Origin of the sequence: Streptomyces noursei ATCC 11455 (assembly GCF_001704275.1) — a bacterium.
GTDB lineage: Bacteria > Actinomycetota > Actinomycetes > Streptomycetales > Streptomycetaceae > Streptomyces > Streptomyces noursei.
On sequence record NZ_CP011533.1, the window covers coordinates 8,789,017 to 8,812,091 of the forward strand.

Annotated in this window: 24 protein-coding genes; 9 read left to right on the forward strand and 15 right to left on the reverse strand. The window is 74.1% G+C overall.

Annotated elements, in window-relative coordinates; genetic code table 11:
- The first annotated feature begins 11 nt into the window (after positions 1 to 11).
- Entirely contained in the window at positions 12 to 683 is a 672-nt protein-coding gene (locus SNOUR_RS37590) for a hypothetical protein (RefSeq protein ID WP_067356156.1), read from the forward strand.
- Between the two features lie 59 nt (positions 684 to 742).
- On the opposite strand, the gene SNOUR_RS37595 is transcribed toward SNOUR_RS37590, so the two are convergent.
- Positions 743 to 1,846 carry an NAD(P)-dependent alcohol dehydrogenase gene (locus SNOUR_RS37595; RefSeq protein ID WP_174717932.1) on the reverse strand — a complete coding sequence of 368 codons (1,104 nt, stop codon included), beginning with the start codon at positions 1,844 to 1,846 and terminating at the stop codon, positions 743 to 745.
- 76 nt (positions 1,847 to 1,922) lie between these two features.
- On the reverse strand, positions 1,923 to 2,390 hold the full coding sequence (locus SNOUR_RS37600; RefSeq protein WP_067356162.1) for a DUF4334 domain-containing protein: 468 nt from the start codon (positions 2,388 to 2,390) through the stop codon (positions 1,923 to 1,925).
- Positions 2,391 to 2,544: 154 nt separating this feature from the next.
- On the opposite strand from SNOUR_RS37600, the gene SNOUR_RS37605 reads away from it, so the two are divergent.
- The 5 genes from SNOUR_RS37605 to SNOUR_RS37625 all read left to right on the forward strand — a co-directional run bounded on the left by SNOUR_RS37605 (position 2,545) and on the right by SNOUR_RS37625 (position 7,152).
- Positions 2,545 to 3,360 carry an isocitrate lyase/PEP mutase family protein gene (locus tag SNOUR_RS37605; RefSeq protein WP_067356164.1) on the forward strand — a complete coding sequence of 272 codons (816 nt, stop codon included), beginning with the start codon at positions 2,545 to 2,547 and terminating at the stop codon, positions 3,358 to 3,360.
- 194 nt (positions 3,361 to 3,554) lie between these two features.
- Complete coding sequence (locus SNOUR_RS37610; RefSeq protein WP_067356167.1) at positions 3,555 to 4,466, forward strand: hypothetical protein; 912 nt, start codon at positions 3,555 to 3,557, stop codon at positions 4,464 to 4,466.
- A gap of 71 nt (positions 4,467 to 4,537) precedes the next feature.
- Positions 4,538 to 5,614 carry a hypothetical protein gene (locus SNOUR_RS37615; RefSeq protein WP_159426005.1) on the forward strand — a complete coding sequence of 359 codons (1,077 nt, stop codon included), beginning with the start codon at positions 4,538 to 4,540 and terminating at the stop codon, positions 5,612 to 5,614.
- A gap of 34 nt (positions 5,615 to 5,648) precedes the next feature.
- Positions 5,649 to 6,029, forward strand: a complete 381-nt coding sequence (locus SNOUR_RS37620) for an effector-associated constant component EACC1 (RefSeq protein WP_052287199.1) — start codon at positions 5,649 to 5,651, stop codon at positions 6,027 to 6,029.
- Positions 6,019 to 7,152 carry a caspase, EACC1-associated type gene (locus SNOUR_RS37625; RefSeq protein ID WP_067356172.1) on the forward strand — a complete coding sequence of 378 codons (1,134 nt, stop codon included), beginning with the start codon at positions 6,019 to 6,021 and terminating at the stop codon, positions 7,150 to 7,152. Before SNOUR_RS37620 ends, SNOUR_RS37625 begins: the two co-directional genes overlap by 11 nt.
- Before the next feature lie 47 nt (positions 7,153 to 7,199).
- Here the strand turns inward: SNOUR_RS37625 and SNOUR_RS37630 are convergent, their stop codons facing one another.
- The 8 genes from SNOUR_RS37630 to SNOUR_RS37665 form a co-directional block, all read right to left on the reverse strand.
- The gene (locus SNOUR_RS37630; protein ID WP_067356175.1) at positions 7,200 to 8,444 is read right to left on the reverse strand and encodes a beta-ketoacyl-[acyl-carrier-protein] synthase family protein; all 1,245 of its coding nucleotides are present in this window, start codon (positions 8,442 to 8,444) and stop codon (positions 7,200 to 7,202) included.
- A complete protein-coding gene (locus tag SNOUR_RS37635; RefSeq protein WP_067356177.1) occupies positions 8,441 to 8,713 on the reverse strand; it encodes an acyl carrier protein in 273 nt (90 codons plus the stop codon). The genes SNOUR_RS37630 and SNOUR_RS37635 overlap by 4 nt, the downstream gene beginning before the upstream one ends.
- Positions 8,686 to 9,789 (reverse strand): beta-ketoacyl-ACP synthase III, encoded by a 1,104-nt coding sequence (locus tag SNOUR_RS37640; RefSeq protein WP_067356180.1) that lies wholly within the window; start codon positions 9,787 to 9,789, stop codon positions 8,686 to 8,688. Before SNOUR_RS37640 ends, SNOUR_RS37635 begins: the two co-directional genes overlap by 28 nt.
- A gap of 24 nt (positions 9,790 to 9,813) precedes the next feature.
- Positions 9,814 to 10,659: an SDR family NAD(P)-dependent oxidoreductase gene (locus SNOUR_RS37645; RefSeq protein WP_067356183.1), complete on the reverse strand. Its 846-nt coding sequence runs from the start codon at positions 10,657 to 10,659 to the stop codon at positions 9,814 to 9,816.
- Positions 10,656 to 11,762, reverse strand: a complete 1,107-nt coding sequence (locus tag SNOUR_RS37650; RefSeq protein ID WP_067356185.1) for a 3-oxoacyl-ACP synthase III family protein — start codon at positions 11,760 to 11,762, stop codon at positions 10,656 to 10,658. The genes SNOUR_RS37645 and SNOUR_RS37650 overlap by 4 nt, the downstream gene beginning before the upstream one ends.
- A 147-nt stretch (positions 11,763 to 11,909) precedes the next feature.
- The gene (locus tag SNOUR_RS37655; protein ID WP_067356188.1) at positions 11,910 to 13,748 is read right to left on the reverse strand and encodes an acyl-CoA dehydrogenase family protein; all 1,839 of its coding nucleotides are present in this window, start codon (positions 13,746 to 13,748) and stop codon (positions 11,910 to 11,912) included.
- The gene (locus tag SNOUR_RS37660; RefSeq protein WP_067356190.1) at positions 13,720 to 14,655 is read right to left on the reverse strand and encodes an acyltransferase domain-containing protein; all 936 of its coding nucleotides are present in this window, start codon (positions 14,653 to 14,655) and stop codon (positions 13,720 to 13,722) included. The genes SNOUR_RS37655 and SNOUR_RS37660 overlap by 29 nt, the downstream gene beginning before the upstream one ends.
- 267 nt (positions 14,656 to 14,922) lie before the next feature.
- Positions 14,923 to 16,287, reverse strand: a complete 1,365-nt coding sequence (locus SNOUR_RS37665) for an NsdA family TPR-like regulatory protein (protein WP_159426006.1) — start codon at positions 16,285 to 16,287, stop codon at positions 14,923 to 14,925.
- 426 nt (positions 16,288 to 16,713) lie between these two features.
- On the opposite strand from SNOUR_RS37665, the gene SNOUR_RS37670 reads away from it, so the two are divergent.
- A complete protein-coding gene (locus SNOUR_RS37670) occupies positions 16,714 to 18,063 on the forward strand; it encodes an NsdA family TPR-like regulatory protein (protein ID WP_067356195.1) in 1,350 nt (449 codons plus the stop codon).
- A 341-nt stretch (positions 18,064 to 18,404) separates the two neighbouring features.
- On the opposite strand, the gene SNOUR_RS37675 is transcribed toward SNOUR_RS37670, so the two are convergent.
- The 3 genes from SNOUR_RS37675 to SNOUR_RS37685 all read right to left on the reverse strand — a co-directional run bounded on the left by SNOUR_RS37675 (position 18,405) and on the right by SNOUR_RS37685 (position 20,970).
- Entirely contained in the window at positions 18,405 to 19,094 is a 690-nt protein-coding gene (locus SNOUR_RS37675; RefSeq protein ID WP_067356197.1) for an ATP-grasp domain-containing protein, read from the reverse strand.
- A 203-nt stretch (positions 19,095 to 19,297) separates the two neighbouring features.
- The gene (locus SNOUR_RS37680) at positions 19,298 to 20,035 is read right to left on the reverse strand and encodes a maltokinase N-terminal cap-like domain-containing protein (protein WP_067356199.1); all 738 of its coding nucleotides are present in this window, start codon (positions 20,033 to 20,035) and stop codon (positions 19,298 to 19,300) included.
- Between the two features lie 8 nt (positions 20,036 to 20,043).
- Positions 20,044 to 20,970: a LysR family transcriptional regulator gene (locus tag SNOUR_RS37685; protein WP_067356202.1), complete on the reverse strand. Its 927-nt coding sequence runs from the start codon at positions 20,968 to 20,970 to the stop codon at positions 20,044 to 20,046.
- 150 nt (positions 20,971 to 21,120) lie between these two features.
- Here SNOUR_RS37685 and SNOUR_RS37690 point away from each other — a divergent pair, with 150 nt between their 5' ends.
- Positions 21,121 to 21,471, forward strand: a complete 351-nt coding sequence (locus SNOUR_RS37690) for a DoxX family protein (RefSeq protein WP_067356204.1) — start codon at positions 21,121 to 21,123, stop codon at positions 21,469 to 21,471.
- A gap of 69 nt (positions 21,472 to 21,540) precedes the next feature.
- Here SNOUR_RS37690 and SNOUR_RS47025 read toward each other — a convergent pair whose 3' ends face one another.
- Positions 21,541 to 21,678 carry a hypothetical protein gene (locus SNOUR_RS47025; RefSeq protein WP_162494991.1) on the reverse strand — a complete coding sequence of 46 codons (138 nt, stop codon included), beginning with the start codon at positions 21,676 to 21,678 and terminating at the stop codon, positions 21,541 to 21,543.
- Positions 21,679 to 21,807: 129 nt separating this feature from the next.
- Between SNOUR_RS47025 and SNOUR_RS37695 the strand changes: the two genes are divergently transcribed.
- Positions 21,808 to 22,236, forward strand: a complete 429-nt coding sequence (locus tag SNOUR_RS37695; RefSeq protein WP_067356207.1) for an ECF-type sigma factor — start codon at positions 21,808 to 21,810, stop codon at positions 22,234 to 22,236.
- Between the two features lie 111 nt (positions 22,237 to 22,347).
- Here the strand turns inward: SNOUR_RS37695 and SNOUR_RS37700 are convergent, their stop codons facing one another.
- Positions 22,348 to 22,794: a nuclear transport factor 2 family protein gene (locus tag SNOUR_RS37700; RefSeq protein ID WP_067356210.1), complete on the reverse strand. Its 447-nt coding sequence runs from the start codon at positions 22,792 to 22,794 to the stop codon at positions 22,348 to 22,350.
- Between the last annotated feature and the right edge of the window lie 281 nt (positions 22,795 to 23,075).

Below are 23,075 nucleotides of genomic sequence, written 5' to 3' on the forward strand. Positions count from 1 at the left end.
GAACCGCCTTCATGCACGCTCACCGCAGGAACCCCCATGCCCACGACACGTCGGCCGCCGGCCCCCGCATGCTGCGCCTGCGCTATGCCGCCACCGGCGTCTTCATGGCGTTCACCTGGATCGGCGAAGGCAACGCACCGGCGTGGGAACACGCCCTGCGCACCCTCGTCATCCTGCTGACCCTGCCGCCCCTGCTGCTGCGGACCAACCGCCGCCTCACCCACGAGCTCTACGAGACCACCCGGCCCACGCGGGTCATAGCCCAACTGGTCACGGCCAGAATCGTGATCATCGTGGCCGCCTTCGGCACCAGCGCCCTGGTCGGTCACCTGCTGGATCCGCACACCGGCCGCTCCCCGGTCCTGCCGGCCGCCGGCCTCGTGCTGCTCCTCCTCAGCATCCCGGTACAGGTCCGCCGGGCCCACCGCACCCGGGCCGACCGCCGCCACCCCTCGTCCCGACCCGCCCCCTCCGCGCCACGCCTGATCACCGCGAAACTCGTCCTGATCACCGCCGGGCTCCTGGCCCAACTCCTGCTGGGCGCCTACGTGGACAACGCCACCTATGTGGTCGCGGTGGCCATCGCGATCACGGCGACCGTCCTGGGCCCCGCCGTGCACCGGTGGCTGCTGGTCACCCACGCCTCCGCCCCGGAGCGGGAGCCGGTCGGGGACGCGGCCTGATTGCCGCCGCCGGGCCGGTCGTGTGAGGGCCCGGCCCGGCGGCGGCCCGGCCCGCCGGCTCAGGGGAGGCGGAGCACCGGCTTGATGACCTCGCCCGCGGTCGCGGCGCGGGCGGCGTCCTCGATCTCGTGGAACGGGAATTCCGTGATGATCTCGTCGAGCGGGAGGACGCCCTGGCGGTAGCGGGCGACGAGGCGCGGGATGAAGTCGGCGGGCGTCGCGTCCCCCTCGATCACACCGCGGATCCGGACGCCCTTGGTCAGGACGGTCATGATGTCGAACTCGGCGCGTCCGCCGACGCCGACCAGGGCCAGCGTGCCGCGCTGAGCGAGCGCCGCGATCGCCTGGGAGATCGCCTCCGGCTGCCCGGTGGTGTCGATGGCGAAGCCGGTGCCGCCCTCGGCGTGCTCGCGGACCGCGGCCGCGACATCCTCCACGGCGCGGGGATCGACGGCCGCCACGGCACCGAACCGGAGCGCCTTGGCGCGCCGGGCCGGCAGCGGATCGACGGCGATGACGCGACAGCCCTCGGCGACCGCGGTCATCACGGAGGTGAGCCCGACACTGCCCGCCCCGAAGACCGCCACCGAGGATCCCCGCGGTGGGCGCAGCACGTTGAGGACCGTGCCGGCACCGGTCTGCACCCCGCAACCCAGCGGCGCGGCGACCGCCGGCGGCAGGTCCGCCGGCACCTTGACGACGTTGCTGACGTGCGCGAGGGCGTACGTCGCGAAGGACGACTGGCCGAAGAAGCTTCCGTAGACGGCGCCCCCGTCCCCGGCCCGGGACAGCGGGGTGCTGCCGTCGGGCCGGGTGCCGCTGGCGTTGAGGGCGAAGATGCCGGTCTCGCAGTAGGCGGGGTGGCCCGCCGCGCACTGCCCGCAGGCGGTGCAACTGCGGTAGCTCAGGCACACGGTGTCACCCGGCCGTACGGAGGCGACCTCGTCGCCGACGGCCTCGACGGTGCCGGCGCCCTCGTGACCGAACACCATCGGGCTGAGCTGCCGCGGCCACTTCTGCCGGGTACTGAGGTCGGTGTGGCAGATGCCGGCCGCCGCGATCCTGACCAGGACCTCGTCGGCCCGGGGCGCGTCGATGACGAGGTCGTCGCGGAGGGTGAAGGGCCCTCCGGGGGATTCCACGACGGCTGCCTGAATGCGCATCAGTTCGGTTGTCCTTCTGGCGAGTTGGCTGGCACAACGGTGGGGGAGGGGAGGCGGGTGGCCCGGGGCGGGGCGCTCACTCGCGTTCGAGGAGGAAGTAGAAGTGCCGCCCGTCGTCGAGCACCTCCTTGCCGTTCATCACGCCCAGGAGCGTGCGGTCGTCGATCCGCTTGAAGTGGTCGATGACGGGCTGCCCGTCGTACACCATCGAAGCCGTGGACTCCCCGCGGAACTCGACCATCCACAGACTGGCCTCGCCCTTGCCCGCCTCGACGTTGGAGAACAGCGCGCCGTCGGCGCCGCGGCAGATCAGGGGCTGCACGTCGGTGGTGGAGTGGAAGCGCTTCCCGTGCCAGTTCGCCCCTGTCAGCAGGCTCTCCACCCGGTGGCCGGTGACGAACGCGCTGCCGCGCCAGGCGCCGAGGATCTCCTCGGGCCGCACCGTCGGCAACGCCGCCCACAAGGCGTCCAGTTCGTCGACGGACACCGTGCCGCCGGCTGAGCGGATCCCGGTGATGCGGTCGCGGGCCTGCTCGACGTCCATGGGGGTGCCTTCCTGTGGGAGCGTTCGGATGCGGACCCGACCCTACTGAACACGTCGGCCTGATGTTCGGGGGCGGGGCCGGGGGATCGGAGCGTCGGCGATGATGTCGGTTTTCTGCCAGACAGCCGACGGCGCCCGCTGATTGGCTGACCGCATGACCACGACACAGGCGGAGCGGGCCCGACTCTTCCGCTCCCTCCACACTCCTGCCCGTCCCCTCGCGCTCGCCAATGCCTGGGACGTGGCCAGCGCGCGTGTCATCGAGGACGCGGGCGCCCCCGCGATCGCCACCACCAGCGCCGGTGTCGCCTGGGCGCTCGGCTCGCCGGACGGGGACGCCCTGGCCCGCGACCGGGCCCTGGACCTGATCGCCCGGATCGCCGCGGCCGTCGCCGTGCCGGTCACCGCGGACATCGAGGGCGGGTACGGGCAGGACGCGGCCGGTGTCGCCGAGACGGTCACCGGGGTGCTGGAGGCGGGCGCGGTCGGCGTCAACATCGAGGACGGCACCCGGACCCCGGCCGAGTTCCGGGAGCGGCTGACCGCGGCCCGGGACGCGGTGGAGAAGGCCGGCGGGCAGCTCTTCCTCAACGCCCGCATCGACACCTACCTGTTCGGCCTCGGCGACCCCGCCACCCGGCTGCAGGACACCCTGGAACGGGCACGCGGCTACGTGGAGTGCGGCGCCGACGGCATCTTCGTCCCGGGCGTCGCCGACCCCGACACCGTCAAGGCCCTGGCCGCGGAACTCGCCGTGCCGCTGAACGTCATGGCCGGCCCCGGAGCCCCGGACGTCGCCGCGCTGGGCGCCCTCGGCGTGGCCCGGGTCAGCGTCGGATCGGGGGTGGCCCAGGCCGCCTACGCCACCGCCCGCCGCGCGGCACAGGAGCTGTACGGCACCGGCGGCTACCAGTCGCTCGCCGACGGCATCGCCTTCCCCGAACTCAACGCGCTGTTCGCCCCGCGCTGACCACCCCCTCCCAGGGACATCGGGGCCGGCGTCGATCGGGCAGAGGCGATCGGCACCGGCCCCGTGATGGTGGCGAACTCCCCCTGGCAATAGGTGAAGTGGCCGTGCCCAGGCGGAGGTTGTGCCACAGTGGAGCGCCGACCCGGGCGCATGTCGCGGGTCCGCTCCGATTCACGTTGGTCATCAGGGGTGACATGATCACTGGTAATGCGACGCCGCTCCCGGGGTGGCGCGGTGGCGACGGCAATGCTGCCTATCTGGACAAGACCCTGCGGTATCAGCCCGTCGAGCTGGCCCTCAACGAGAGCGTCCCCGGCAGGACGATCTTCTTCCTGTGGTTGCGGGCGGCCGTCGCCGGCTGCGCGGTGGCGGCGATCCCCACCTGGATCGGGATCGTCTCGCTGATGTCGGGCCTGGGGTCGAGCGAGTCCTCCGCCTCGTGGAACGGCGAAGCGCCCAGCGGCGGTGGCGCGGGCGGGGCCGGATGGTTCGTCTTCGCCGGCCTCGCCTCGTTCGCGGCCTTCCTGGTCGTCCTGCTCATGACCCGGCTGCCGGAACCGGTCGGCGAATGGCGGGTCCTGCTGCCCGATCGCCCGGACCGCGCCGAGACGGTTTACGCGACGATCCTGCAGACGCTCGGCAGCCGCGGATACCCCCTCGCCCCCCAGCCGTTCGGCCCCCGCATCACGCTCAACAACGCCCCGTACACCGCCTACGTCTCGGTGTTCAACTACGGCAGCAGCCTCTACCTCGGCTGGATGATGTGGCGTTCGCGCCGTGGTACGGAACTGATGGCCCAGTTCCTCGGCGACTTCTTCCGCGCCCTGCGGGGCGACAACGGCATCGAGCGACAGATGCTGCGCAGCGAGGGCGCCCGCGCCATGCGCGAGGCCGTCCATCTCGCCTGCCGCGAGGGGCTGATGGTCGCGGTGGAGGCGCCGGCCGTACCTTCCGCGCCGCCGGTCGGCGGACCGACCGCGCCGGCGGCGGGCGCCACCCCGCCGCCGCCCGCCGTTCCGCCCACGGTTCCCCCCGTTCCTGCCGTGCCACCGCAGCCCGCGGAGCAGCAGCCCCGTCACGGCGGCGAGGCCGGCCCCACGGCATGAGCGTCCTGGTCCACGCCGGGCCCGCGGGAGCGTGGGCCTGGGCCGGGCTCCGGCTCGCACCGGAACCGGCGATGTCCGAGAACGGCGCCCACGTCGGGTTGCCCGAGGCCCAGCGCCGCCGCGAGGCGACCGACCTCGAACACGTCTGGCTGTCGCGGCACTGGCAGCCCGACGGCCGGGCCTTCGAACTGCGCTACGCCACCGCGCCCGGATCCACCGTGGCCTGCACGCTGTTGTGCCGGATGCCCGGCCCCGACGGCCCGACGGCGTCCGCCGCCGTCCTTGCCCTGCGGGCGGCGCTGGCCGACTGCCCCCGGCACGTACGGGCCGAACCGATCGAGGACGTCCGGGAACTGCACACCGCGCTGGTTCCCTTCGACCGGGTCCCGTCCGGCCTCGCCGAGGTCCGCAAGCGGCTCTCCTGGGCGTGGCTGAACCGGCGGGACACCGACTTCCGCCTGGGCGTGGTCCTCGCCCCGCTGGGCGGGGAGGCGGTGAGCTGGGAGCCGGTATGGGACGCGCTGGCCCGTGCGGGCGCCCCCACCGTCGCCGCGATCTGCCTGGAGCCCCATGCTCCGGCGCCCGAACTGCTCGCCTACCTCGGCTACTTGGCCCGTGAGTACGGCCGGCTCGCCCAGCCCGGCCGACCCAACCCGGTGTTCACCCAGTACATCCCGCCCGACCCGTTCGCGCAGCGCGCCGCGCCGCTCTACCACGATGCGCTGGGGGCCCTCTCGGGCCGCGGCTACCGCCTGCGGGTCTCGCTGGCCGCTACCGGCGACACCGCCCTCCCGCTCGCCGAGCAGCTCGCCGCGACCCTCGCGCCGTACACCGCGGGCGCGGGCGGCGCGGTGGCCCGGGCGGTGGCGCCGTCCGAGGCCGCGGACGCCTGGACCAACCTCACCGGCATGCACCGCACCTGGCTGGAGCAGACCTACCGGCAGGAGGCGCCCCAGCCGCTCGGCGAGTGGGAGAAGATCCTCGCCGATCTCGTCGATCTGCCGCAGGCCACCGCAGCCTTCCGGTTCCCCTACGAGATCCCCGGCCGCCCGCCGCTGTTCGCCACCGCCCGGCGCGGCGGCCCGACGACACCGGACGGGAGCGCCCCGGCCGCCCCGGGGCCCGACCCCTACGCCCCGAAGTTCTGAACCCGCCCTGCTTCTGCGCCCCTTGGAGACCCCTGTGCAGCCCCTCACCTTCACCTTCGACGCGCCGGCCGACGAGGCCGACGACCTGGCCCGGTCCCTCGCCCGCTGGCTGAACGACGACGAGGACCTCAGCGGCGCGGCACGGCTGCGGATGGTCCCGCCCGCGCCCGGGGAGCAGGGCGGCCTCGCGGACGCCGCCGAGGTGCTGAACGCCGCGGGGCCGGTGTTGGACGCGCTGGTCGCCGCGGTCGGCGTATGGGTCGGCCAGCGGTTCCGGAACCGGAGCGTCAGCCTGAAGGTGACCCGGCCGGACGGCACCCACATCGAACTGTCGGCTACCGATCCGCGGGACGCCGCCGCGGTGGAGGAACAGCTGCGCCGGTTCCTCGAACCGGGCTCCGGCGATGCCGACTGAGCAGCACTCCCGGGCGCATCCGCCGCCCTGGCCGCCGATCGTCCCCGCCCCGGGGCGGTCGGCCGCCGTACTGATCGGCACCGCCACCCAGGTCGCGCCCAGCACCCTGCCGCAACTCCCGCAGGCGGCGGACAGCGTCACCGCGCTGGCCACCGAACTGACCGGCCCGTACGGCCAGTTCGATCCCAGCCGCGTCCACCCACGGGTCGATCCGCCCACCCCCGCCGATGTGCTGCGGCTGTTGCCCTCCCCCCGCGGGGACCAGCTCGACGTGGTGCTCTTCTACTTCGCGGGCCACGGCGTACGTGCCCAGGGCGACCGGCTGTGCCTGGCGCTGCCCGGCTCGGTGGACGACGAGGACCGCGCGGAGCACACCTCGCTGCCGGTCACCGCCCTCTTCCAGGCACTGGCGTCCGTCCCGGCCCGGCACAAGGTCGTGGTCCTCGACTGCTGCTTCGCGGGCCGGGCCCTGGACGCGCCCCACGCGGCCGACGTCCATGTGCTGGCCGCCGCGGGCCGTTCGAAGAAGGCACGCACCCCGCAGGGGTACCCGCAGACCGGCTTCACCGCCACCCTGCTGGAGCTGCTGGCCGAGGGCGTCCCGGACGGCCCCGAGCACCTCGATCTGACCACCCTCTACCGCCACCTCGAGGTCGGCCTCCCCGCGGCCCGTCTCCCCAGGCCCCTGCAACGGGCCTTCGGCGACAGCGGCGACCTGGCGCTGTTCCGCAACCGTGCCCACGGCACGGCGGCCACCCGCCTCGGCCTGCTCGCCCGCGCCCGCTTCGCCGAGCGGCTCACGGCAACCGCCTCCTGGGGCGGCAACCGCCGGCTGCGGCATGCGGCGGCCCGCTTCGCGGCGATCGCCTCCGACGCCGCCGCCCATCTCGGCCCCACGGATCCCGACACCTTCCGCTACCGCCACGCCCATGCCTCCGCGACCGGCGCTGCGGGCGATCCGCCGCGCGCGTCCGCGCTGCTGCGCGAGGTGGTCGCCGACTGGGAGCCGACGGTCCCGCCGGACGACCCGGGCCTGGCGGCGGCCCGCGCGAGCCTGGAGGTCTGGCGGGCCCGGGCGGACGCCGCGGCCCCCGCCCCCGCGGTCGGCGAGGCGGGGGCGTAGACCGTCCCTCGTCGTCCCCCGGTGGACTAGTCACCCGGGGCGACGTCTCAGGCGGCCGGTCGGAAGGCGAGCACCGTGGCATGGCCGCCGAAGCCCAGGGAGTTGCTGAGCGCGAGGCGGATGGTCTGGCCGCGGGGGCGGCCGGTGACGAGGTCGAGGGCGGGGGCACCGGGGTCGGGATGTCGGAAGTTGGCGGTGGGCGGGACGAGTTGGTGTTTGACGGTCAGCGCGGTCAGTGCGGCCTCGATCGCACCGGCGGCGCCCATGGTGTGGCCCAGCACGCCCTTGGTCGAGGTCACCGAGGGCCCCGCGGCCCCGAAGAGCTGCGCCAGCGTCGCGGCTTCCGCACGGTCGTTGAGGGGGGTGCTGGTGCCGTGGGCGTTGATGTGGTCGATGTCCTGTGGGGTGGCGCCGGCGGCGCGCAGCGCCTCCTGGACGGCCAGCCGCAGGCCCCGGCCCTCCGGGTCAGGGGCCACCGGGTGGTGAGCGTCGGCGGAGATGCCGTGGCCGACGAGGCGCGCCTGCACCGGGGCGCGGCGGGCCGCGGCGTCCGCGGCGCGCTCCAGCACCAGGACGCCCGCGCCCTCGCCGAGCACGAACCCGTCCCGATCGGCGTCGAAGGGGCGGGACGCCCGGTCGGGGGCGTCGTGGCGGCGGGAGAGCGCACCCATGCGGGCGAAGGCGGCGGCGCACAGCGGCGTGACCATGGCGTCGGCGCCGCCGGCCACGGCGATGTCGCAGGCACCGGCGGACAGCAGCAGCGCGGCCAGCGCCACCGCGGAGGCGCCCGACGCGCAGGCCGTCGCGGTGTGCAGGACCGGGCCCCGGGCGCCGAGCGCGATGGCCAGCTGACCGGCGGCCATGTTGGGCAGGAAGGCGGGGAGGGTGAGCGGGGAGACGGCCCGGGGGCCGGCGTCGTCGAGTTTGCGGAGTTGGTCCTCGTAGGTGCCCACGCCGCCGGCCGCGGAGCCCAGGACGATCGCGACGCGGGCGGCGTTCCAGGCGGACGGGTCCAGCCCGGCCGCGGTGACCGCCTCGTGGGCGGCGGCCAGCGCGAACTGGGTGCAGCGGTCGTACTGCCAGGGCCGGGCGCCGGGCACCTGGGTGCGCGGGTCGAAGCCGGGGACGCGGCAGGAGAACCCGACCGGCAGACCGGCCAGTTGCGGGTCCTGCGCCGCGGTCCCGTGGCCGGCGCAGACCCCGTCCCAGGTCGCCGCGGTGCCGGAACCGGCCGGGGTGACCAGGCCGATTCCGGTGACCGCGAGACCCGCGTCGTTGGCGGGGGTGCTCACCGCGGGGCTCCTCCCCGGTCGGCGGGGGCACCGTCGGCGGACAGCTGGGTCGTCACGGCCTGCGCCACCTGTTCCAGGGTGAGTTCCGCGGCGGAGTCGTCCTCGTCCAGCGGGACGCCCCAGTGTTCCTGGAGGGTGACGTAGAGCTCGACGACGGCGAGCGAGTCGAGTTCCAGGGCGGCGAGGGTGATGTCGGGGCGGATCTCCTTGGCGTCCACCTCGAACTTGTCGGTGAGGATGGTCACGAGGTGGTCGTAGACAGGGTCCATGAGGGGTTCCTCCGGTGTGCGGGTCGGGTCTTGGCGCTGGTCGTGCGGGGTTCCGGGAGGCGGGCGAGGGGGCGGGCGGCGGGCCAGGTCAGGGCCGCGGAGGCCCAGGTGAGTCCGCCGCCGAAGGCGGTCAGGAGGGTGGGCGTGCCGGGGCGGATCCGGTGCTGGGCGGCGGTGTCGGCGAGGGCCAGCGGGATGGACGCGGCGGCGGTGTTGCCGATGTCGCGGAGGTTGCCGTAGCGGTGGCGGGGCGGGATGCCGAGCCGGTCGGCGACCGAGTCGAGGATCCGCTGGTTGGCCTGGTGGCCGATGAACGCCCCGACCGCGGCGGGCGGCCAGCCGGTCGTGGCCAGGACGGCGAGCGAGGACTCGGTCATCCGGCGCACCGCCTGCCCGTACACCTCCCGGCCGCGCATCCGGAAGTAGTGGTCCTCGCGGCACAACCGTCGTGCCGGGTCGGGCAGTCGCGCGCCGCCGGCGGCGATCGCGATGAGGTCGCTGCCGGCGCCGTCGGAGCCCCAGTCGGTGGCGGCGACGGCGCCCGGCTCGGCGCGGTCCCCGGCGCGCAGCAGCACCGCGCCGGCGCCGTCGCCGAAGATGACCGCGGTGTCCCGGTCCAGTGGGTCGATGATGCGGGAGTAGGTCTCCGCGCCGATCACCAGGGGCCGGCTGCAGACACCGGTACGGATCAGCGCGGTGGCGACGACGAGGCCGTAGAGGAAGCCGGAGCACACCGCGGCCAGGTCGAAGGCGGGCACGGTGCCCAGGCCCAGCCGCTGGGCGACCTCCGGTGCGGTCGCCGGGCAGCGCCGGTCCGGCGTGGTGGTGGCGACCAGCACCAGGTCCGCGCGGGCCTGCGCGGATTCCTGGGCGGCCCGGCCCGCGGCCACCGCGAGGTCGCCGGTGCTGGTGTCGTCCGCGGCCTCCCGGCGCCGGGCGATGCCGGTGCGGGAACGGATCCACTCGTCGCTGGTGTCCAGGACGCCGCGGCGCCGGACGTCCTCGTTGGTCAGCACCCGCGGTGGCAGGCAGCTGCCGATGCCGTCGAGCACGGCTGTCGGGCTCACCCTAGTCATGGCGGTAGTCCTCGATTCGTGGAGTCAGGCGGAGAAGGGGGAGGGCGGTTTGGAGATGCCGGCCAGCCCGCCGTCGGGCACCGAGACCCCGCCGTCGAGCACCAGCGCCTGCCCGGTGAGGTAGGACGCGGCGGGGGAGGCGAGGAACAGCGCGGCGCGGGCGATCTCGTCCGGCTCCGCCCAGCGGCCCAACGGGACGTGCGCCATCAGCCACTCCGACAGCGGCTCCAGGGAGTAGGCGAAGGACGTCATGTCGGTGCGGGTCCAGCCCGGGCACAGCGCGTTGACCCGGATGCCCTCGCGCGCCCAGCCCACCGCCAGGCTGCGGGCCAGCGCGATCTGCGCCGCCTTGGACGCGCCGTACGCCTCCATCCGGGGGGTGCCGGCGACGCCGGCCAGCGAGGACATCAGCACCAGGCTGGCCCGGGACGAGGCGGTCAGGTGCCGGTGGGCCCGCCGGCATAGCGCGGCGGTGGCGTTGAGGTTGACCGCCAGGACGTGGTCCCAGTCGACCTGCGCGGAGTCCTGGAGGGGGACCAGGGTGGGCGTGCCGTCTTCCTGGGCGGGCAGCACGCCCGCGTTGTGGATGACGACGTCGAGTCCGCCCAGTGCGGTCGCCGCGGCGTCCACCACGGCCTCCGCGGTGCCCGGTTCGGCGAGGTCGCCGGGGACCAGCACCGCGGTGCGCCCCTCGTCCTCCACCAGCGCGGCGGTCTCCTTGAGGGCGGCCTGGTTCCGTGCGGACAGCGCCAGATCGGCGCCGGCCCGGGCGAGCGTCACGGCGGTGGCCCTGCCGATGCCCCGGGAAGCGCCGGTGACCAGGGCGCGTGCGCCGTCGAGTCGGAACGGGTCGTGGGGCGTGGCGGTCATGAGGAACTCCTTTGCAGCGTGGAAACGGTGGAGGGGGAAGAGGAGGGTGCGCAGGCGCGCGCGGTGCGGAGCGGCGCGATGCGGATGGCGGGCGCGCCGGTCCAGGTCAGCAGGGCGCTGCCCCAGGTCACGCCGGCGCCGAAGACGGCCAGCAGGATCCGGCCGCCGGGCGGCAGCAGCCCGCGGGCGGCTGCGCTGGCCAGGGCGTACGGGGCGCTGGCGGCGCCGATGTTGCCGACCTCGTCGCCGACGATGACCAGGCGCTCGGGCGGGATGCCGATCCGCTCGCCGAGGTTGCGCAGCAGCAGCGGGTTGGGCTGGTGGGTGATGAACGCGTCGATGTCCTGGAGCCGCAGGTCGTTGCCGGCCAGGCTCTCGCGGACGAGCCGGGGGAAGATCTCGACGATGAAGTCCCGTACCGCCCGGCCGTCCATGTGGATGTGGTGCCGGTGCTCGCCGAGCGTGGCGGGGCTGGCGGGGAGGCGACTGCCGCCGCCGGGGATCAGGACGTGGTGCGCGCCGGTGCCGTCGGAGCCGAGGCGGAAGTCGCTGAATCCGGCACCGTGCGGTACGGGCCCCAGCACCGCGGCGGCCGCCCCGTCGGCGAAGAGCACCGCGGTGCCCCGGTCGGTGGGGTCCAGGAACTTGGAGTACGCCTCGACGCCGACCACCGCCGCGTAGCGCGCGCCGCCGTTGCCGCGCAGCCAGTCGTGTGCCACGCGGGCCGCGAACAGCCAGCCGGCGCAGGCCGCGCTGACGTCCAGCGCCACCGCGTGCCGGGCGCCGGTCAGGGCCTGGATGCGGCAGGCGGTGGAGGGGCCCAGCTCGTCGGGGGTGGAGGTGGCGGCGATCAGCACGTCCAGCTGGTCGGTGTCGATGCCGGCGGCGGCCACGGCGGCGCGCACCGCGGCCGCGGCCAGGTCGGAGGCGGCCTCGTCGGCGTCGGCGACGTGCCGCGTGTGCACGCCGGTGCGCTGGGCGATCCACTCCGGGGTGACGCCGGCCGCGGCGGCGATGTCGTGGTTGCTGCGGGTGCCGCGCGGGAGGTAGGTGCCCATGCCGAGGACGCCGATGGGCGGCGCGGGGGAGGAGTGCGGACTCATGACGGCCCTACTTTCTTGTCTTGGGTTCGAACTGGTCACTCGTAAGATCAGCGGGACCTGGGGGCTCCGGGTATGGCTGTCATGGCGTCGCCGTGAGATGGCTGGAAAGGCATTTCCGGTCACCGGTCACCGGTCACCGGTCACCGGTCACCGGTCGAGGAAGTCGTACAGGGCGGCGGCGTAGTCGTCGGCGCCCAAGGGGGCCGGGGCCGCGCCGGGCGGTGCGCCCATCGCCTCCCACAGCAGCGGGAGATGGGGCAGCAGGCGGTCGCACAGGCCGTCGATCACCGTGGGGAGCGCCCGGACGGTGCCGGGGGCGAGGGTGCCCGCGGCGAGCAGGCCGCCGGCTAGGCGGCGCGCCTCGACGGCCCCGTAGAGCGCCGCCAACGGGCGCAGCACCGCGCGGAGTTCGGGGTCGAGGACGGCTTCGACGGCGGCGGCCAGGGAGTCCGCGATCAGCCGGGAGCCGTATGCCTCGCCGAGCCGGTGCGCGGCGTCCAGCAGCGGGTTCCACAGTTCCAGTCCGGTCCGTCCGGCCCGGACGCCCTGTTGGAGGGCGCGGTGGAGTTCGTCCCGCAGCAGGCTCTCCTGGGCCCGGGCGACCGCCGGCCACCAGCCGGGATGGTCGGCGGGGACGTCGGCCGGCGGGATGCTGCCGCGCGCCCCGGCACCGCGCTCCTGGGCGAGGGACCGGCCGGCGTCCAGCAGGATCAGATGGCTGTCGCCGCCCGCGGTGTCGAAGGCGTGCGCGAAGCCGTGGTAGCCGTCGAGCAGGTTGGGGCGCAGGAAGCCGGCGAGCCCGCAGCGGTGTTGGCACTCGGCGGCCACCCGTGCCGCGCCGCGCACCGTGACCGCCTTGAGCACCGCCAGCGGCCGATCGACGGCGGTCCACGGGGAGAAGGTCATCCCGTTCGCGCGGTGCGCCGCCGCGCGGCGGGCGGTGCGCGACCGGGCCCAGATCTCCCGCGCGGTCCGCCCGGCGCACGTCAGGGCGAACGACTCGGCGAGCGCCCCGAGCAGTGCGTGCTGCTGGTTGCGGAGTTCCAGCACGCTCGCGCCGGGGGCCAGTCGGCCGTGGGCCCTGCGGTGCGCGGAGAACCGCAGCGCCGATACGGAACACTGGCGGGCCATGGTCGCGACCGCGGAGGGCAGGGTGGCCCACAGGATCTGGCCCACCGACAGGGTCCGTTGGAGCCGCGCGTCCGGTCCGCCGAGCGGATCGTGGAAGGCGCCGTCCGCGTCGATGTGCGCCCGGTCGCGCAGCCACTGGGCGTACGGGACCCGGACGCCGTCGAAGCGCACCAGCGCGTAGTCCAGCGGCAGGGACGGCGCTTCGAGGCTGCGGGAGAGGGTCACGCCCGGCCGCGGGCCGTCGGCGTCGGTGAGGTCCACGACGAACGAGAACACTCCACGATCGATGCCGTCGACCACGGTGCGGGCGCACACCACGGCGGTCTGCGGCACCCCCAAGCCCCCGACGCCGGAGAACTTGGCCGCGCCGGCCACCGGCGTGTCGAGCACGAACTCCCGTGAGTCGGGGTCGAGTCGGGCGGTGGTCTGGGTGCCCAGGTGGCTGCTGGCGTCCCCGATCTCGGTCACCAGGAAGACGCCCTTGGCGCGGCCGGTGGTCAGGTTCTGCCAGGGTCGGCCGAGCGCCGCCGGGTCGTCGGCGAGGGTGACCACGGAACCCAGGCAGAGCACGTAGTGGTTGACGACGGCCATGTACAGCGGCGGGTCCACGAGCGCCGCGCATTCGCTGAGCACCGCGAGTTGTTCGGGGTTCCGGAACAACTCGCCGACCGGCGGCAGGTTGTCCGCGATCAGTCGCAGTCGCCGGTGCACCTGGTGGGCGCGGTCCTCGGGGGCGTCGGCGGTCTGCTCGCGGTCGGCCGCCAGGGCGGTCAGCAGACGGCTGCGCAGGGCGTAGGGGCGGGATCCGTGGACGATCTCGGCCAGTTCACCGAGCGGTTGCGTGCGTGTGGTCATCGTCGGTGCTCCAGAGGGCGGCGAGGGCGGTGTCCGGCCGGCGGACGGCCGGGGTGCCGGGCCGCGGCCAGGGGAAGGCGGGATCGGCGAGCGGCGCGTGGGCGTCGGCGGCGTCGGGCGGCAGGGTCTGTTGGATGCTGCGGGTCAGTGCCTGGCCGGTGCCCGCCTCGAAGAACAGGGCGTGGCCGCCGGTGGCGATCCGGTGGAGCACCGGTGGCAGGCGGAAGGGACGGACCAGGCAGTCGGCCAGGCCGCGGTGGAGATCGTCCTGGGGGCCGTAGGGGCCGCCGTGCACGGCGGAGTGCACGGGAATCCGGGCCGGGCGTGGGGCGAGGTGGCCGATCGCGGCGGCGAAGGCGTCCGCGGGACCGGTGAGGGACGGGTGGTGGGAGGAGAACGGCAGTCGGAGGCGGGCGGCCGGGACGCCCTGCCCGGCGGCCGTCTCCTCCAGTGTCCGCAGATCCGGCAGCGGGCCGCTGACGATGGTCTCCTCGGGGCTGTTGACGCAGGCCAGGGCGAGGGCGGGGGAGCCGGTCCGGCGCAGCAGGGCCTCCGTGCCGGCCTCGCCGGCGCCGACCAGCGTCATCCCGCCCGCACAACAGGCCAGTTGACGGGCCAGCAGGCAGGCGATCCGGGCGCCCTCGGGGACCTCGAACACACCGGCCGCGGTGAGGGCGGCGATCTCCCCGAAACTCACCCCGAGCACCTGGTCGGGCACCAGGCCGGTGGCGCACAGCGCGCGATGCACCGCCACCGAGGAGCAGAACAACGCGAGTTGGGGGGTGCCGACGCTTCCGGCGGCGAGTTCACGGCCGGTGGGCGGCGCATCGCTCAGCAATGCCTTGGCCAGTGGCCCGATATCGAATTCCTCGCCGACTTCCTCGGCTTCTTCGAATACCTCGCGCACCGCTTTCCGTACGGTTGTGTGAGTGCGTAGTGCTCGGACGAGCGGACTTACCGCGAAGTCGCCCTGCCCGGGAAAGGCATGGACGATCCGGGTCGGTGCCGTGTGTTTTTTTCCATGGGTGGTCGCGGTGATGTCACGCATTTCCACATCCCATTTCCGGTCGTTTCCGGTCGGTGTTATGCCATTCAACAACCCTCTCCGGACCCGTGGTCCACGTTTCGGGTCCGGGTCTGTTGAAAGGGGTGAACGCGCAGGCGGCGCGGCGTCTCAGGAGTGCTGAGAGGGTGACGTGACGGCGAACGCACGGTGCAACACGGCGGTCGCCACCGGGAGATTCCGGAACGGCGTGAGCAGCTGACGCAGCCGGCCCGCGGCGAGATCCGCGGCCCCGGACCGCAGATGGACATAGTGGTCCAGGAAGGAATTCCAGGACGCACACGCCTCTTCCACATGACCGAGACCCATGAGTATTTCCGCGTGCTGGGCAAAACTCAGCGCCATGCCCCGGTGGTCCTGGTCGGACCGGCGGACCAGCGAGTTGGCCAGGGCGGCGCGCGCGGCCGGCAGGTCGCCCGTGTACCGGAGGACCTCGGCGGTCTGGAATTCCAACGAGCCGGATGAATACGCGGTGAAGGGCTCCGCCGTGCCGGCATCCTCGCCCCGCGCCAGCGCGTTCTCGGCCCGGCCGAGCGACTCCCGCGCGACCCGGTGCCGCCCGCACGCCGCCTGCGCCACGGCGAGTTGGGACAGCAGGAACGCCCGGGCCGGACCGTCGGAAGCCCGGGTGGCGGCCGCCGCCTCGGCCGCGGACAGGGCGATCCGCCGGTGGCCCAACGCGAGCCCCTGGGCGCTCAGCCCGCGCAGGACGACGGCGCGCGCCGTGGCGTCCCCGGACTCGTCGGCGAGCCGCAGAGCGGTGGAGAAGTGGCGCTGGGCGAGCCCGTGCACGGACGCGTCCTGATACATCCGGGCGAGCAGGAACGACAGCCGGGACGCCTCCACCAGCAGCCCGCGGCGCTGATCGTGGCCTTCCCGCTCGCGCAGCAACGGGGCGATGTCGTCCGCGAGGTACGCGGCCAGCGCCGAGCGCGCCCGGCGCCCGCCGTGCGCGTCGAAGGAGGCGGAGTAGAAGCGCACCGCGAGCCGGACCACCCCGAGGTCGTCCCCGGCGTCCTGCTCCCCGCGCGGCGCCGGGGGCACCGGCGCCCGGTCCGCGGACCGGGCCGCGACCTTCGCCAACTCCGCTTCCCGGTACGGCAGCATCCGGGCCGAGGCCCGGCGCGCGGGGTCGTTCTCCATGCTGCACAGTTCGGTGAGGGCGGTGCTGATCGGGATGCGGGAAAGGGGGAGCCGCCCGCCCGCCGGTGCGGACGGCTCCCCGACGAGCCCCGCCGCGGCGGGGGAGACCGAGCGGCCCAGCCGACGGGTCAGTGCCTCGGCGATCAACTCCGGCACCGGTGGCGCCGGGCGGGTCCCGCTGAGCCAGTGCGCGACGGCCGTGCGGTCGTAATTCAGGTCGAGATCTATTTCCGCCGCGAGGGCATTGACCGTGCGCGCCAGCGCCGCCTGCGTCCAGCGGGCCTCTGCCAGCAGGGCCCGCAAATTCTGATTGCGGCGGCGTGACGGCGACACCTACGGCTCCCGGCGCGGCGGTTCGGGATCCGGACCGGCAGTCCCACCCGCATCATTCCACGTCAATTCCACGGTTGCGCCGTGGCCGCGTGGACGAGGGCAACCGGAGAAACGGAAGAGACGAAAGAAGTTCATGGGGAGTGATGTCCGTACCTGGTCGTGCCGTTGTGCCTCATCGGATTCCTACCCACGGCGGGCGGGGCCCTCGGGGTGTCCGCGTAATTCTTTCGGGGCAGTCTTCCCGTGGCCGGAAAGGCGCCTTGCGGACCATCGAGCCGTAGCCAACAACCGTCCACCAACGGAACCATGAATCGAGCCGGGGCGGAACGCCTGATCGCGGTGGGAAGCGTGAACGTGTTGAAAGGCCCGCGATCCCGGGCGACTCCCGAGCCGGAAAGCCCGACCAGTGAGCGAGGCACACAGATCATGACGCCCCCGCGCCGCCCCAACCGCATGCTCGCGGCACTGTTGGCCGAGGCCGACTGGACCGCCAGGGACCTCGCCCGCGCCGTCAACGCCCTCGGCAGCGCCCAAGGTCTCCGGCTGCGCTACGACCGCACGTCGGTGGCCCGTTGGCTGGCCGGGGCACGCCCCCGCCCCCCGGTGGGGCACCTGATCGGCCAGGCGCTGAGCCGCCGCCTCGGCCGCCGGCTGACGCCCCAGGACGCCGGGTTCCCCGACCCCGACCTCACCGGCGGCGCGCTCAGCTCCGCGCTGCACGGCGGCGACCCCGTCCACCGGCTGGCCGCTCTCTGCCGCGCCGAGGCGGACTCCGCCCGCAGGGCCGAGCTCGCCCGCGCCGTCCTCTCCGCCCCGCCACCCGTCGTCGCCGACTGGGGGCGCCGACCCGTGACCCTGCCCCCGGCCGACCCGCGCGCCCCTCAGGCATCCGCCGCGGCCCCCGTGCGGCTGGAGGTCGTGGCGGCCCGCAGCGTCCTGCTGGGGGAGCGGCACGGCGGCGCCCACGGCCGGTCCGCGCTGGCGGGGTATCTGGCCACGGAAGTGGTGCCGCTGCTCACCGCCCCGGCGCATCAGGCGGTCCGGCACGCCCTCCTCACCGGCGCCGCCCACCTGACCCTCCTCCTGGCCGGCCGCACCTCGGAGACGGGCCACCCCGCCCTCGCCCAGCACTACTACGACATCGCCCTCGAACTCGCCCGCGCCGCCGGCGACCTGGGCTCCTACGCGATCGTGCTGCGCTGCCTGAGCGTGCAGGCGCACCAGTTCGGCGACCACCACCAGGCCCTGGCGCTCGGCGAGGCCGCCACCGAGATAGCCGGGTCGGCGGTACCCAGCGCCGTCCGCGCCTACCTCTACGCAGGGCGCGCCGTCGTCCGGGCCGGCGCCGGCGAGAGCCGCGCCGCGGCCGCCGACCTGCTCGCCGCGGAACAGCACCTGGCGCGCGCCACCGGCCCCGAGGGCCCCTTCACCAGCTACCCGGAGACCGCACTGTGCTACCAGCGCGCCGAGGTCCTCTCATGCCTCGGCGACCACAAGGCCGCCCTGGCCGAACTGGAGAACTCGCTCGCCAGTCGGCCGGCCGACCATCACAAGGCCCGCACCCTGCTGCACGCCCAGCTCGCGCACACCCTGCTCGCCCTGCACGACGTCGACGCGGCCGTGGACCACTCCTTCCAGGCCCTGCGCCACCACCGGCAACTCGCCGCGGGGTCCGTGCACGGCACCCTGCCGCGGCTGGCCCACCGTCTCGCGCCCTACCAGCGCAACCCCCACGTCAAGGCATTCCGGGAACGTCTGCGCACGACGGCCCGATGAGGGCCGCACCGGCGTCCTCGCTCCCCGTCCCGCGCCGTCGCACGTCCGCCGAGCGGTGCTCCTCCCCCTCTCCCTCCGCGGGCAGCGCGGATAGGCGGCCCAGCAACGCCATCGCCATGTCCACAGGATCGGTCACAAGGCTATAAGGGGCAGGCGAGCGCGCATTTCGAATCCCGGCGCGCCCACCCGGTCGAACTGTTCACCCGGAAGCACGCAACCCACCCGCCCCACCGGACCACGCCCCGGCCCTCCGGAACTCCGCCCCGGTGCAGGCAAATTACCGTGCTCCCTTCGCAGCACGCCGCCACCGCCGCACAGTTGCCCGGCATATGACAGGGCGCTCAGCACACGGTCCCGTCCACGGGACCCGACGCCGCCCGGTCCAGATGGGCCCGCACGAGCGGCAGGGCGACGCTCTCCAACCCGCCCTCGACGTTGATGACGGGATCGACATCGACCTCGAAGACGCAGTCCCCACCCATGACCGCGAGGTCCACCCCGCCGAACGGCAGGCCCAGGGCGCGGGTGGCGTCGACGGAGATCGCGGAGCGCCGGGCCGACAGCACCTCGGCGGGGAGGGGCGTCGAGTCGGCTCCGCGGGCTTCGTTGCAGGGCGCGTCGGGGTCGTGCTGCACGTGTGCGCAGACCCGCAGGACGCGGTCGCCGAGGACGACGTTCCGTAACTGGTGCCGGCGCCCACGGCGATCGACATTGCGGGCGTCCTCGGACAGCAGCCAGCTCTGACCGAGGTCGGCGTATAAGTCGGCGACCTCGACGAGCCGTTGAACGCCCGTGATGTGGAAGGCGTACTCGCCGCCGACGCCGGTCGTGGGCCGGGCCCAGACATCACGCCCCAGCGCGGCGAAGGCATCGAGCACCTCCGCACGGCTCGGAGCGTCCAGGGCGAGGGTCGGGGCGTGCGGGATGCCCGCCACCGCGAACCGTCGGACGGCGCGCCGCTTGTCGGTCGCGGCCCGCCAGGCAGCGATGTCCGCCCCGCCGATGGTGGCGGTGTCGGTCGTGCGCAGCACGCTCTGGAAGCCCTCGAACCGGGTGCGGTCGGCCGGCGGGATCTCGTAGACGATCAGGGTGTCCGGTGCGACGCGCGGACGCTCCCGGAACGCCCCGTTCGTCCGCTTCCCGGCACCGCCGTGGACGGGCGACGGAAGGTCACCCCGTCGCGGCGGTGCCGGGAAGCGTCGGCGCGGTCGGCAGCGGCACCGCGGGACGCGCGTCAGCGGTCCGCGGCGCCGAGGGTGGCGAACAGGCCGCGGGCTTCCGTGCCGTCGGCCGACTGCCAGACACCGGTGAGGGAACCCAGGCACTCCGGGGCGGCGCCCGCACGGCCGGTGGCACCCTCCTGGGCCAGCGGTTCCAGCACGCGCGCGATGTGCAGGGCGAGGGCGGCGGGAGCGTGCCCCGGCCGCCCGTCGGCCGCCGCCTCCGTGGTGGTGTTCAGGCTGAGGTCGGTGCCGCCCGGCCCGCTGACGACGGTCGCCGCCCCCACCATCCGCAACGAACCGATCGCGGCTGCCTCGGCGCCCTCACCGAGGTGGTGGTGGACCGACTCGTCACGGGCGTCGGAGGCGTTCTGTGCCTGCGGTTCGGCGCGCCCCTGGAAGAGGGCGAGCAACTCGGCGGCGAGCACGGGGTCGTGGGCCCCGTCGTAGATCCAGCGCCGGCCCAGTATGCCGTGCTCCAGGGTGCCGACGAGGCCCTGCTCGGCACCGTCGAGCGGTGCCCCGCGGTAGGTGAGCGGGACGAAGTAGGAGACCGGCGCGTCACCGGACCGGTCGGTGACCACCAGGCACTCGATTCCCACCTCGCCCTGCGGATCGTCCAGCCGGAAGCCGCCCACCCGGGCCAGCTGCGGCTCCCGGTCGGTGCCGCGGTACCAGGGCCGGCTCGGGAACCAGGTGGTGAGCAGCTCCAATTTGGTGGGTCTGAGGGTGGTGTTGTGTATGACGGCCATGCCTCCTTTTACCATCCGCTGCAGTCATCACCACTTCCGCGGGCCTGTCCCAGGCCGTCGCGACAGCACCGCACGAAGTCCTGCACGACCGCGTTGGTGTCGTCCGCCGGCGCCCAGGCGACGGCCACCCGACTGGGACTGACACCGGTGACCGGGCGGTAGGTGACGCCGGGACGGGCGTAGAAACGGGACGCGGACTCGGGAGCGAGCGCGATGCCATAGCCGTTGGCGATCGCGCTGAGCCAGTCGTCCGGCTGGTCGGTGACCGCGCCGACGCGGACCGGGCGGCCCTCGCGTTCGTCGGTGGCCAGCCAGTGGTCCCGCCACCCGCCCGTCTCCGCCGGAGCGGCCACGAACGGCTCGTCCCAGAGTTCCCGGAACGGGATGACCTCGCGGGAGGCCAGGGGGTGCGCATCGGCGAGCGCCACCCAGCGCGGCTCGGTGAGCAGCGGCACGAGGTGCACCGCGTCCTGGCCGGGGAACGGCAGCCGCACCAGGGCGACATCGACCTCCGCATCGGCCAGTCCGGCGGACGGGTTGGACCATGCGGCCTGCCGCATCTCCGCGCGCCAGCCCGGCCGGCGTCGCGCGAACTCCGCGACGATGCCTGGCGTCGCCTCGTTGGCGCCACTGGCCACGAAACCGACCCGCAGCGCGCGCTGCGCCCGGCTCGCCGCGGCCTTGGTCTCCCGCAGCGTCCGCTCCCAGTCGGCCAGCAGTGCGGGCACCCGCTCGGCCAAGGCACGCCCGGCCTCCGTCAACGCCATACCGGTCCGGGACCGGGTGAACAGGAGCACCCCGAGCTGTGTCTCCAACTGCTTGATCTGCTTGGTCAGCGCCGGCTGGGACACGAACAGCCGCTGTGCGGCATGGGCCAGGCTGCCGTCCTCCGCCACGGCGACGAAGTAGCGCAACAGCCGGGTGTCGACATCCATGCCGTCAGGTTATAGCCGCAGGTATTGGACGTCGGGCGACGGTGCGACGAGCCTGGTCACCAGGTCCGGCGGCACCGCGTGGCCGTGACCGGCCGGCGGACCGGCCGCCTCGGGGGCTCGGAGCGGTATCGGAAAGGGAGGCGTCGGCTCATGGACATGGCCTACGTGATCATCACCGTCATCACGATCGTGGCGAACGCGGGGATCGCGGTCGCGGATCTGGCGAGCGCCGAGTTCGTGCTCGCCAACTCCGCCGCGGTGGGGGTGCCGCGGTCCTGGCTCCCCTGGCTCGGCGCCCTCAAGGGCACCGGAGCGGTGGGGCTCCTGCTGGGACTCCTGGGAGCGGCTCCGCTCGGCACGGCCGCCGCCGGGGGGCTGGTCCTCTTCTTCGTCGGCGCGGTCGTCGCACACGTCCGGGTACGCGCCTACGCGACCTTGGCCGGGCCCGCCGGGTACTTGGGACTGGCCGTCGCCTCCCTCGTCCTGACGGTCCTGCGTTAGTGCCTGGCACGTCAGGAGGAGATCGGTGTCGGGCCGTACCGGTAGGGCGAGTTGGGTGGGGGCGGGCTGCTACTTCTCCAGGAGCGTCAGCAGCAGGGTGGCCACGACGACGCCGATACCGAGGGCGGCACCGAGCGCCGGGTTGTGGTGGGCGAGGTAGACGGCCAGGCCGCCGAGTACGAGCGCGAGGGCAGTGCGAGTGTCCATGCCCTCAGGTCCCGTCGAGGCCGCCGGAAATTTCATCCGGCGGCCATGAAAAGACTCCGGGCGTCGACTCGTCCTCCTAGCGAGCCCGGGGCCACGGCTGCGGTTCCCGGTCATTGGAGAGGACGACACATGAGGCAGCTCTCAGGGGGCGGCGACGACTCCGGGGAGGCGCACCGCCGGCTGTCGAAGGTACGCGAGGCCGAGCTGATGGAGGAGGCGTTGAGGGCCGGTGCGGCCGTCGGCCTGGAATACCTGGAGCTGCTGGAGTCGGTGAAGACGGCGATCGCCGACGAACGGCAGGCCGCGGTCTGGGAACTCACCCACGTTTGGGGCCTGAAGGGCATCGAGATCGCCGAGCTGTTGGAGATCTCGTCGGCGACGGTCAGCCGTGAACTGGCCGCGGCCGAGGCCGGGCCTTGCCCCCGACCCGTCGCCCGAAGCTTGGTACGAGGACGGGCTCGACGCGGTACTGGGGCGATCGGTGGTGAAGTGGTGAGAGGCACCCTCCGCGTCGCCGGCCCCGGCATGCGTGTGCCGCCACAGCGGTTGCTCGTCTAGAGCGGCCGGTGCGACGGGTGGCGCGGCCGACATGGGGGGATTGGCCGCGCCGCCCGCGCCCGTCGCCGGCGGGCATCCACCCGGTCCCACCGTGAGTGGGTGCCGCCGCCGCTACCGGTCGGACGGTGCCGGAACCAGTCCATCGGACACCAGCCCGGCGAGCACCGCCTCGCCCAGTGCCTGGACGGCCGACTGCGGCCGGACCATCACCGTGATCTCCTTGATCCGGCCGTCCTGGGTTGCGTCCTCGTCGTGGTGCAGCAGGTCGATGCCGTGGATCTGCTTGCCGTTGACGGTGGCACGGAAGAGCAGCACGGAGGAGGGCGCCGTCGTGCCGTCCACGCTGGTCCGGGAACTGCCGGCGAAGTCGCCGACGTAGCGGAAGTCCTCGAAGGTGCGCAGCAACACGGTGAACAGGCCCATCACCGCCGGCTTGCCTTCGAAGGGCCGGAACTTCACCGGGCTGTAGAGGCGGATGTCGTCGGTGAACAGCGCCTCCAGGGCGGCGAGATCGCGGTTCTCTACGGCGGTGCGGAAGCGTGCGGCGGCCGTGGTCACGGTGAGTCCCCATTCCTGCTCGTCCTTCCGGCGCGTCGCGTACGCGGTCGGCCCGCGTCCCGCACCGGATCCCTGACTACTCATAAAATTGAGTAGTCAGAAGCATGAGTACCATGCGGATGCGCCCCTGGGTAGAGGGGGAGTCCGCCGCGAGGGAGGGGTGGGCCGGCGTGCTCCGTCACGGAATCCATCAAGTGGTTGCATTCTCCCCGCCGTTGAAATGTGACGCGGATCACGTCCGTTATGCCGGATTACCGGGTCTCCCCGCCCCGCCATGATGC

What these genes read in the sequence shown, in the direction of transcription:
- SNOUR_RS37590 (WP_067356156.1), top strand. Translation starts at nt 12, where the DNA reads ATGCACGCTCACCGCAGGAACCCCCATGCCCACGACACGTCGGCCGCC.
- SNOUR_RS37595 (WP_174717932.1), bottom strand. Translation starts at nt 1,846, where the DNA reads ATGCGCATTCAGGCAGCCGTCGTGGAATCCCCCGGAGGGCCCTTCACC.
- SNOUR_RS37600 (WP_067356162.1), bottom strand. Translation starts at nt 2,390, where the DNA reads ATGGACGTCGAGCAGGCCCGCGACCGCATCACCGGGATCCGCTCAGCC.
- SNOUR_RS37605 (WP_067356164.1), top strand. Translation starts at nt 2,545, where the DNA reads ATGACCACGACACAGGCGGAGCGGGCCCGACTCTTCCGCTCCCTCCAC.
- SNOUR_RS37610 (WP_067356167.1), top strand. Translation starts at nt 3,555, where the DNA reads ATGATCACTGGTAATGCGACGCCGCTCCCGGGGTGGCGCGGTGGCGAC.
- SNOUR_RS37615 (WP_159426005.1), top strand. Translation starts at nt 4,538, where the DNA reads ATGTCCGAGAACGGCGCCCACGTCGGGTTGCCCGAGGCCCAGCGCCGC.
- SNOUR_RS37625 (WP_067356172.1), top strand. Translation starts at nt 6,019, where the DNA reads ATGCCGACTGAGCAGCACTCCCGGGCGCATCCGCCGCCCTGGCCGCCG.
- SNOUR_RS37635 (WP_067356177.1), bottom strand. Translation starts at nt 8,713, where the DNA reads ATGGACCCTGTCTACGACCACCTCGTGACCATCCTCACCGACAAGTTC.
- SNOUR_RS37640 (WP_067356180.1), bottom strand. Translation starts at nt 9,789, where the DNA reads ATGACTAGGGTGAGCCCGACAGCCGTGCTCGACGGCATCGGCAGCTGC.
- SNOUR_RS37645 (WP_067356183.1), bottom strand. Translation starts at nt 10,659, where the DNA reads ATGACCGCCACGCCCCACGACCCGTTCCGACTCGACGGCGCACGCGCC.
- SNOUR_RS37650 (WP_067356185.1), bottom strand. Translation starts at nt 11,762, where the DNA reads ATGAGTCCGCACTCCTCCCCCGCGCCGCCCATCGGCGTCCTCGGCATG.
- SNOUR_RS37655 (WP_067356188.1), bottom strand. Translation starts at nt 13,748, where the DNA reads ATGACCACACGCACGCAACCGCTCGGTGAACTGGCCGAGATCGTCCAC.
- SNOUR_RS37670 (WP_067356195.1), top strand. Translation starts at nt 16,714, where the DNA reads ATGACGCCCCCGCGCCGCCCCAACCGCATGCTCGCGGCACTGTTGGCC.
- SNOUR_RS37680 (WP_067356199.1), bottom strand. Translation starts at nt 20,035, where the DNA reads ATGGCCGTCATACACAACACCACCCTCAGACCCACCAAATTGGAGCTG.
- SNOUR_RS37685 (WP_067356202.1), bottom strand. Translation starts at nt 20,970, where the DNA reads ATGGATGTCGACACCCGGCTGTTGCGCTACTTCGTCGCCGTGGCGGAG.
- SNOUR_RS37690 (WP_067356204.1), top strand. Translation starts at nt 21,121, where the DNA reads ATGGACATGGCCTACGTGATCATCACCGTCATCACGATCGTGGCGAAC.
- SNOUR_RS47025 (WP_162494991.1), bottom strand. Translation starts at nt 21,678, where the DNA reads ATGGACACTCGCACTGCCCTCGCGCTCGTACTCGGCGGCCTGGCCGTC.
- SNOUR_RS37695 (WP_067356207.1), top strand. Translation starts at nt 21,808, where the DNA reads ATGAGGCAGCTCTCAGGGGGCGGCGACGACTCCGGGGAGGCGCACCGC.